This window comes from Yersinia sp. LJYL362 (assembly GCF_048323875.1).
The window spans coordinates 1-10537 of record NZ_JBLWEX010000105.1 but is presented as its reverse complement, the minus strand read 5'-3'; the positions used below and the strand labels follow the sequence as shown (position 1 = coordinate 10537).

The window sequence follows — 10537 nt, the reverse complement described above, 5'->3', positions numbered from 1 at the left end:
ATCAGTCGGCCCAAGCTAAAAAGGCCGCAGTCAGCCGCTATATCAACCCGGAATTGTGCCAAATTACCGAAGATCTGTTCTTTACTGATCCCTACATTGATCATGAGCGTAATAATTTCGATCCGGCGCTATTACCCGAGGTGCTGGCATTACGTCAGGATGATGCACTCAAGTTGGCTGTCGCTTCGCTAAAGCACCGTTTTTTGAGCAAAGCCGAAGCATTGCTGCACGGTGATATTCACAGTGGTTCTATTTTTGTTGCCGAGGGGCGGCTGAAAGCCATCGATGCTGAGTTTGGTTTCTATGGCCCGATAGGTTTTGATGTGGGGACTGCACTGGGCAATTTACTGCTCAACTACTGTGGTTTGCCGGGATTAGCTGGCCCAAGGGACGCGGCGGCGGGCCGTGAACAGCGGTTGAAGGATATTCATATTCTGTGGGACACCTTCGCCAGCCGTTTTCTGGCATTAAGTGAAGATAAAACGCAAGACTCGACTCTGGCAACTGCGGGATATGTACAGCAGTTTTTGCAGCAGGTTTGGCAAGATGCTGTGGGGTATTGTGGCAGTGAATTAATCCGACGTACCATCGGGTTGGCCCATGTGGCTGATCTGGATAGTATCGCTGATGATGAGATGCGCCGGGCATGCCAGCGTCATGCGGTGAGTTTGGGGCGCACTTTGATATTAGCGGCATCACACATTAATAGCATTGATGACTTGATTGCCCGCATTCGGCAAAATGGGTAATGAAATAGCTCGCTTTTATAGATTAATAATTATCGAAATATAATTACCCTGCATAATAGTGCAGGGTTTTTTTTAAAATTAATGTTATATTTATCACTCATTTATTCAAATGTGATTTATTTTTAGTCCTGTTTATTATGAGTAACTATCTATCATAGCTTACTGTTATATGAAATTAATTGAGTGTTTTACAAAAGAGATTAATATATTTTTTATACTGCATACTTTTCAGTTGGTTATGCCGTTCAATGATTATTAATATAAAAATATAAATTTAATTTATAATATAAAGTAACGGCTAATTATTATTTTACATTGATAAAAATATATCTAACACAAATAACTGTTTGTGATAAATCTGTTTGGCCTACTAGTCTGAAACAACAAAGAGTCAGTTGGTTTTTGGTTACAAACTCATTATTTATTCCCACTTTTTTGATTTAAATGTTGGCGAGTAAGGTTTTTTATCAATTAAAAAGTAACTAACCAGACGGGTCAGTATTGAATAATAATGGCTATTATTGTTTCGGCTGGCACATTCCTATTTAAAATGGGTGTATTTGTATGCGATATTTTTATTGTCCAGCAGATTTTTGGTACCAATTAAAACGTAGAAAAGTATTACTTCCCCTCTTTTTTTGCTCACTACTGTCTTTTAGTTTGTGCGTTATCTCAGCTCCTCTAGTAAGAAATGTGCCGAATGCTGGAGCTATCAGCAATGAAATACGGCAATCGACCATAGAACCACTGCTGGCACCACGTGAAGCAGATATAGCTCTCCCGCCATTGGCTCTGCCATCGTCCTCCGGCGGTACGGTTGCAGCGAGTCAGATCAAGCTACGTGAAGTTCGTTTTGAAGGCGATATAGGATTATTGCATTCGGGTAGTACTGGCTTGGATGAGCGTAATAAAGCTTTGCAAGCTGTGGTTGCCCCTTGGTTAGGTCGGTCATTAACATTTACTGATTTACAGGCTATGACATTAGCGGTAACTCGCTTTTATCGACGACAAGGATGGGTTGCGGCTCAGGCAATATTACCACCACAAACTGTTCGTGATGGTATTGTTCTAGTGCGTGTTATTGCTGGTCGATTAGATAAACCCGAAATAAATAATCATAGCCGATTAAATAGTGATTTTGCTGCTGCAGTAATTGAAAGCAATAGTTGCAGTAAAGAAGTGGGTTTTTTTGGTGGTAAAGATTGCGCAGCTTCTCCGGCTGAATTATCTCGCCTTGAGCGCACCGCGCTTATTCTTAATGAAATACCCGGCGTTGATGCTGCTTTAGCATTGAAACCGGGAACTCAATCGGGAATGACGAGAATTTATGCTGATATTACCCCAGGCCAAACTGCGATGGGATATTTGGGAGCCGATAACCAGGGTAATGATTATTCCGGTCACAATCGGCTATTAGTGGGTGGTGCGTTGAATAATATGACCGGATGGGGGGATCAATTACGCGCAGATTTGATTTTATCCAGCTCGGCAGATGTCTTCAATGGCATGTTGGATTACAGTTTTCCCATTAATACTTATGGCACCCGTGCTGCGCTTAATTATAGCTACCTGGATTATACCCTTAAGGGGCCTTTCGAGATATTGGATGCTCGCGGCCACTCTAATACTTGGGGTATTGATTTACGCCATCCGTGGATACGTAATTCGGCGGCCAGAATTGATGTGGATGCCGGTTATTATCAGAGCAGAATGCGAGATTCACTGATTATGCTGCCGGATCAAAAACGCAATTTAGATGCTGGCGAATTGGGTATTAATGGCACATTTACCGCAATACCTCATGGGTTGAGTAATTTTAATCTATTGGGTACGGCAGGCCATCTGTCACTGGATGATGAATTCAGTCAAAGCATAGATGCTATTACCGGAATAAGTGGTACTTTTGGTCGCTTTAATTATCGCGTCGGTCATGATCAGGGTTTTGGCCCGTTTACCGACAACCCGCTTGCTTCAACTTTCTCTTTCTTTAACCAATTTACCGGCCAAATGGCGAGCAAGAATCTTGATAGCTCACAAAAGCTGTTGTTGGGGGGACCACTGGCGGTTCGCGCTTATGGTATTGGCGAAGGGGCGGTGGATAAAGGCACTATTTTCACCACCGAACTACGTGCTTACTGGCAACCTCCTCTCCCGGCTTGGGCTGGAGTGAGGAATCAAATCACCTTTGCGGCATTCTTTGATCAAGGTTGGGGCTCTTATTATCGCCAACCTCCCGAGGGCCTGACGGGGAATAATATCAACCTGTCTGGTTTTGGTGCCTACATTACTCTCTCCCGTGCGGCAGATTATTCTTTGAATCTGACCTGGGCACATCGTACCGGCCAGGCTGCAACTCCTCAACCGGATAACGACCAACTTTGGCTTAGCGCTTACAAGATGTTTTAGCGCTTATCGGCATATTTGTCAGATTTAATGGACGTGAATAATGAACAGTAAATTATACAAACTTGTTTTTTGTCGTCGGTTGGGCTGCTTGGTTGCTGTCGGGGAATTTACTCGAGCTTATGGGCGATCGTTTTCATCTCCCGGTAGAAAATTAACTAATGATAATAATACCAAGGCTGGAATATTAAGCCATTTGGCTATATTGACGGGATTAGCGCTCGGTACTTTGCCCTTACTGGTATTTGCTCATCCCTCACTGCCGGTTAACGGTAAGGTTATTATCGGCCAAGGCGCGCTGGATGTTAATAACACCACTCTGACCGTGACTCAGCAAAGCGATAAGCTGGCGATCAATTGGAGTAGTTTTGATATTGCGCAGGGTAACAGCGTTATTTATAACCAGCCGGGGCAGCAGAGTATTGCACTGAACCGAGTATTGGGCCGCGATGCATCACAAATATATGGCAATTTAAAGGCCAATGGTCAGATCTTTTTACTTAATCCTAATGGCATTCTGTTTGGTAAAGGCGCGCAAGTTGATGTGGGCGGTTTAGTCGCCAGTACTAAATCCATGTCTGATCATGATTTTACTGCTGGAAGTTATACGCTGACCAGCCGTGGTCATGAAGGCAAGTTAGTTAATCAGGCTAATTTGCGCACCATTGAAGGCGGCTATATCGCGCTGGTGGGGCAGAGGGTTGATAATCAGGCGGCTGGTGTTATTAACGCACCGCAAGGGAAAGTGGCGTTGGCAAGTGGAAGTCGAGTCACCCTTAATCTGGATCATGGCAGCTTGCTCGGGGTGCAAATTCAGGGCGATCAGGTTAACACGTTGCTAAAAAACGGCGGGTTGATTCAGGCTGATGGTGGGGTTATCCAACTGACTGCTCGTGGCAAAGAAATGTTAATGAATACCGTCATTGATAATACCGGTATTTTGCAGGCGCATGGTTTATCTGAAAAAAATGGCGTTGTTTATCTCGATGGCGGCAGCAGTAAAAGTGTCGTCAATCAGCAGGGAATCATTGATGCCAGTAGCTCAAATGGCCGTGGCGGCAATGTTATCCTGCAAGGTGAAAATATACATTTAGTTGCCGGTAGCAAAATTGATGCCAGTGGCGCCGAGGGCGGGGGTAAAGTGCTGGTCGGTGGCGATTGGCAGGGCAAAAATAAGCTGATAAAAAATGCCCGCGCAGTTGTGATGGATAAAGGTGCAAATATTGATGTTTCCTCTTCACACCACGGGTCGGCCGGTACTGTCGTGCTATGGTCTGATGATTATACCGGCTTCTATGGCGATATTTATGCCCGTGGTGGGCCACAGTCAGGTAATGGCGGGCAAGTCGAAACCTCCAGTAAGCGTAATTTACAGGCTTTTGGTCAGGTTGATGCCAGTGCAATTATCGGCAGTAAGGGCAGTTGGTTACTTGACCCGGCCGAGGTCAACATTATTGGTAGTGGTGCTGAGAGCGGGTCATCAGTTCAGGTTGGTGATATTCCTGCCGGATATGCGAAAAATGCCCAAGTTTTCACGCCAACAGCGGATGTGGCACAAATATTAAATACCAGTATTAATGCTCAGCTTGATAAAGGGACCAATGTCACGATTACTACCAGTAATAGTAGTTTAACCACTTGCCGCTGGTGTAATATTACGCTGCAAGCTGATATCAATAAAAAAGCCGGTGGCGATGCGACATTAACGTTACATGCTGACGGCAATATTGTGAGTAATAATAACATTACGGCTACTACAGGAAAGCTGAATCTTAATTTATTATCAGGAAATTCTACGGTAGATTCAGTTATTACATTAAGTAACAGTGATGTTTTATTAAATGGCGGTGACTTGCTGGCAAAAAATGCCAATGCGAGTAATGCCGCTCGCATTAGTATTATGGGCGGGAGATTTGAGGTCGGTAACCTGACACTGGAAGGGAATACCGGCGTGGCGTCCCAGGTAGGGGTCAATATTAGTAATTCTGCTAATATTAGCGTGAAAGGTGAAACACGTATCACCGGTGAAAGCAGTAATGCTAACTGGCAAGGGTGGCGTGGTATTGATATATCTGAAGACTCAGTGTTGACTGGGGCAGGTAATATATCGTTTGTTATGAAATCTAATTCTAAGAATGCGTGGATGGGGGCGTTTTCTAATACAACCGTTACCAGCGACAAAGATATCACATTCCAAGGAAATACCAATAATGATGGTTCATATGGAGGGATAGATTTCAATAATGGGAGTATTTCTTCTAAATCCGGCAATGTTTCATTTTATCTCAATGGCGATTTTATTACGCAGAGTTATTATGGGATTAAGATTCAAGATGCACAAATTAGTGCAAATAATTTTAATGTTGAATCGCATATTACTGGAGTTGATGGTCTTTTTATCAGAGATAGTAATGTTACAGCAACTTCTGGTGATATTAATGCCAATACCACGACCACTAATAAAGGGGTTTTTATTTCCGGTGATACGAACATAAGCGCCAGTGGCAATATTATTCTCCAAGGGGTGAGCACTAACTCTACGCTAGCGGGTACTGATGCCATAAAAATAAGCGGTAACGCCAGTAGTATTCTGGTCAATATGACCGCTGGTGGCTATATATCCATGGTGGCGGTTAACAATGGAACTGAAATTGGCAGCACGCTGACTACCGATTTTGCCAATATAACCGCTCAGGGCGGTAATTTTAGTTTAAACATCAGCGGGGTCAAAGGTAGCTCTATCATCAATACCACTATCAGTGCCGATAATATTGTATTGAATGGCAATGTCACTGCTAATGATGCAGTGAGAATGCATAACGCCGTTCTTACGGCTAAAAATAATATTCAGGCTGATTTAACCGCTCCAAATAACAAAGCCTTTATTTTTAAAGGAAATGGTGGGATGGCGGCGGGTCAGAATATAATACTGACTGCCAATACCTCATCACGTACTGAAGAGGCCATAACAATCCGTGGAGACTCATCTAATAGAATCAATATCACTGCGGGAAAAGATATATCAATAACAGCCAATAGTCTTGACAATGTTTCAGGTGCGGGTGTCGGTATTAATAGCGCTAATATTGAAGTTAAAAACGGAAACTTCACGGTAAATAACAATGGTTCAAAAAGTGTGGGGTTGACCAATGTCAACCTTACCGCAAATGAGATTAACTTTACCTCTGCGGTTGATGGTGCTGATGGATTGGTATTAGACAATGCCAATATCACGGCAATGACAGGTGATATTAATACCAATATAAGTTCAGCCAAAAACAAAGGGATTTATATTAAAGCAAATACTACATTGAATGCGAAAAAAGACATTACCTTAAATGGCTCGACACTTGTTTCTAGTGAGGGGATCTATCTTGAAGGGTTTTCGGATGACTCCCGCAATAATATTATTGCGCAAGGAAATATCACTATTGTAGGGAAGAATGCTGGTGGACCTACTCAAGTAACATCTATTGATTTAGAAAATGTTAATCTGACATCGGCTAATAAAAATATTAGTATTAATGGGTCGTCTACTGGGTCAGGAAATGTTTATTTTAATAATATTAATTTTAATGCCGCGTTGGGTAATGTTGCTGTTCATTCTGAGACAGTGACTCCATTAATGGTTGGCCAAAGTGGCGCGTTAAGCATTGGTGGTAATAGTGCCATCGTGGCTAATAATGGATCTTTTGTCGGCAAAGCACTTAATACTACCCAGGGCACGGCACTTATATTTAGAGCCAATAGTAGTTTGTCGGTTGAAGGGAATATCACCTTTAAAGGCGAAACAGAAGGCACCGGTGCGACACGCAAAGGGATTGAATTTAGTGGTACCAATACACTCAATATTGCCAAGGGGAGCCAGGTTTCTCTTCTCGGTGAAAATAAAGGCGCACAAGCTACCTCCGGTGGTAATGGCATAACTTATACCAGCCCCAAAAAATTAACAATTAATAATAATGGATCTTTAATAATGGAGGGGCGCGCAACCAGCGGCGTTGGCATTAATTTCCCTACCAGTAATGATACAATCGTATTAAATGGCGAGGGTGATACTTTAATTAAAGGTAGCAGTGTTGCGGGTGGCGGGGTCGCTATTTCCGGTGTGGTGAATAACAGTACCGGCCCGGTCACTATTGAAGGCACCAGCACCGATGGCACTGGGGTTCACTTATTCAGTGGCGATCATCAAATTAACCGTATTAATGTGACGGGCATTTCAACCCAAGGTGAAGGTCTGCGTATTAGCGGTAATGCCAGAATTATTGATACAGCACTCACCGGGCAATCAATTAATGGTATCGGCATCAAGGTTGATTCCTTGCCAGGTTCCAGTGTTGTCACCCATGCCGTATTAGATAATGCCGCACTTCATGGCAGCAGTACCAACGGTAAAGGCGTGGAGTTAATCAGTGATGTTAAAGGTGTTCATCAGAGTGTTATTAATGGCACCACCGATGGTGTTGGTTATGGCATTGATATTGGTGAAAATTTAAACGTTACTGGCACCAGTGAAGCGGATTTGCTCACCTTGAAAGGTATTGCGACGACGGGAACGGGGACTGGGATCAAACTCAATGGCGAAAATGATTTAAGCAATACCAGCTTAAATGGTTCGGCGGTTGATGGCGTCGGTTTAGATATTGTCGGCCCACTGACTAACCAAGGGAATGTGTTACTCAACGGCAGTGCTTCTGGGTCAGGGAGTGGTGTACAGATCAGTGGTTCTCTGAGTAATAGTGTGGTTAACGGCACGTCGGCAGATGGTGCAGGCGTACAACTCAGTGGAACGCTCGATAATAGTCGCATCAATGGGATATCGACCAATGGCAGCGGGGTGAAAGTCAATGGTGTGAGTGTGCTTAACAGCACCGCGCTGGTCGGAAACAGCACCGATGGTAAAGGGGTGGAAATCGTTGGGAGCCTGTCAGGTAGCCACGATAGCTCAATACAGGGTGAGGTGGTCAATGGTATCGGTGTGCATATCGATAAAAATGTCATCCTCAAGGGGGGCGGCTCGGACGATCTGTTAGCTATTAAAGGTAATGCGACGGGTGATAAAGGCACCGGTGTTCAGTTGGGTACGGGTATCCAGTTAGAGGGCAATAACACCCTTGATAACACCACATTAAATGGTAACGCCACCAGTGGTATCGGTATCAAAATTACCGGCCCGCTGACTAACAATGGTGCCACCGCACTGATCGGCCAGGTGGCGAGTGGCAGTGGTGTGCAGTTGGGCGGTGCGATCAATGGCGGCATTATCGATGGGATTTCCGCCAATGGCAGTGGTATTAAAATCGAAGAGGACACGACGCTTGATAACAGCACCCTCAATGGTAATAGCAGTGAGGGTAAAGGGATTTTTATCACCGCAGACGTGATTGGCAGGAACGGCAGTGCATTGCACGGCGTGACCATCAACGGCACTGGGGTATATCTGAGCACCGATCCCAACCTGACAGGCGGAGGGGCAGATGACCTGTTAACCGTGACCGGTAATGCCACCGGTGCGCAAGGGACGGGTGTCACGTTCATAGGCAATAACACTCTCGATAACACCACGCTCAGTGGTTACGCGACCGAGGGGTCGGGTATTGATATTGATGGTCCACTAACCAATAGCGGCAAAAGCACGGTTGAGGGTATTGCCGAGAGTGGCGATGGTGTGCAGCTCAATGGTGAGGTGACGGGTGGTCGGGTTAACGGAACCTCTGTCAGTGGCAGCGGTGTCAAGGTTGATGGGCCTTCCAGAATTAGAAACACCACGCTTTATGGTAATAGTACTAATGGTAAAGGCGTGGAACTGACGGCCGACCTGGCGGGGAGAAATGGCAGTACCGTCCACGGTGATACGGTTAACGGAATTGGTGTCGATGTGGCCCTAAATGCCAACCTATCAGGGGCAGGAATCGGTGATCTATTGACAGTGGCTGGCAATGCCACGGGTGATACAGGCACTGGCGTGCAACTGTACGGTAATCACATTCTGAATAACACCACGTTAACCGGTAACGCCACCCAAGGTGCGGGCGTGAATATTGACGGATCGCTGACCAATAAAGGCAATAGCACACTCAACGGTAAATCCGATAAAGGCGATGGTGTCGAACTCAACGGCAGCATAACCGGTGGCACGGTGAACGGCAGCTCAAATAGTGGCGCAGGTATCAAAGTAGACGGTGAAACCGCGCTCAGTAACGCCACCCTCCATGGCAACAGCACCGATGGCAAAGGTATTGAGATAACCGCTAATCTGACCGGCAATAAAGGCAGTGCGCTACACGGCGATACCACCAATGGCATCGGTATTGATGTGAACCAAAATATGGCGTTGGTGGGCGGCGGTGCCAATGATCTGCTGGTGGTGCTCGGTAACGCTACCGGTGAAAAAGGTACCGGGGTGCAACTGGACGGCAATAATATCCTCGATAACACCACCTTGACGGGCAATGCGACCCAAGGTGCGGGTGTCGATATTGATGGCCCAATAACTAACAAAGGCAATACCTCCGTGAACGGCAAAGCCACGGAGGGTGACGGCGTACAGCTGAATGGTACCGTGACTGACGGCACAGTGAACGGTACCTCGGATACCGGCAGCGGCATTAAAGTGGATGGCGACAGTAAACTCGATAACGCCACCCTGAACGGCAACAGCCCCAGCGGCAAAGGTATTGAGATAATAGCCAATTTGACTGGCAATCACGGCAGCGCGGTGCATGGCGATACCACCAACGGCACCGGTATTGATGTGGGCCAAAATGTGGCGCTGGTGGGTGGCGGTGCGGATGACCTGCTGGCCGTGCTCGGTAATGCCACGGGCGAGAAAGGTACCGGGGTGCAACTGGACGGCAATAATATCCTCGATAACACCACCTTGACGGGCAATGCGACCCAAGGTGTGGGTGTCGATATTGATGGCCCAATAACCAATAAAGGCAATACCACCCTCGACGGCAAAGCCACGGAAGGTGACGGCGTACAACTGAATGGTACCGTGACTGACGGCACAGTGAACGGTACCTCGGATACCGGCAGCGGCATTAAAGTGGATGGAGACAGTAAACTCGATAACGCCACGCTAAACGGCAACAGCCCGGATGGAAAAGGGGTGGAAATTACCGCCAATCTAACCGGTAATCACGGCAGTGCAGTTCATGGCGATACCACCAACGGCACCGGTATTGATGTGGGCCAAAATGTGGCGCTGGTGGGTGGCGGTGCGGACGACCTGCTGGCCGTGCTCGGTAACGCCACGGGCGAGAAAGGTACCGGGGTGCAACTGGACGGCAATAATATCCTCGATAACACCACCTTGACGGGCAATGCGACCCAAGGTGTGGGTGTCGATATTGATGGCCCAATAACCAATAAAGGCA

Annotated in this window: 3 protein-coding genes; all 3 read left to right on the top strand. The window is 46.1% G+C overall.

The genetic code is table 11. The annotated features are described in order from the left end of the window. A partial coding sequence (gene mtnK, locus ACNSO8_RS04620; RefSeq protein ID WP_418393966.1) for an S-methyl-5-thioribose kinase occupies positions 1 to 749 on the top strand: 749 nt, incomplete at its 5' end. A gap of 564 nt (positions 750 to 1313) precedes the next feature. Then, positions 1314 to 3155 (top strand): ShlB/FhaC/HecB family hemolysin secretion/activation protein, encoded by a 1842-nt coding sequence (locus tag ACNSO8_RS04615; protein WP_418393965.1) that lies wholly within the window; start codon positions 1314 to 1316, stop codon positions 3153 to 3155. A gap of 40 nt (positions 3156 to 3195) precedes the next feature. Beyond that, the coding region (locus tag ACNSO8_RS04610) for a filamentous hemagglutinin N-terminal domain-containing protein (RefSeq protein ID WP_418393964.1) at positions 3196 to 10537 on the top strand (7342 nt) is incomplete at its 3' end.

Bases quoted from the DNA above. Each gene is read 5' to 3' on its own strand.
- ACNSO8_RS04615 (WP_418393965.1), top strand. From the start codon at position 1,314: ATGCGATATTTTTATTGTCCAGCAGATTTTTGGTACCAATTAAAACGT.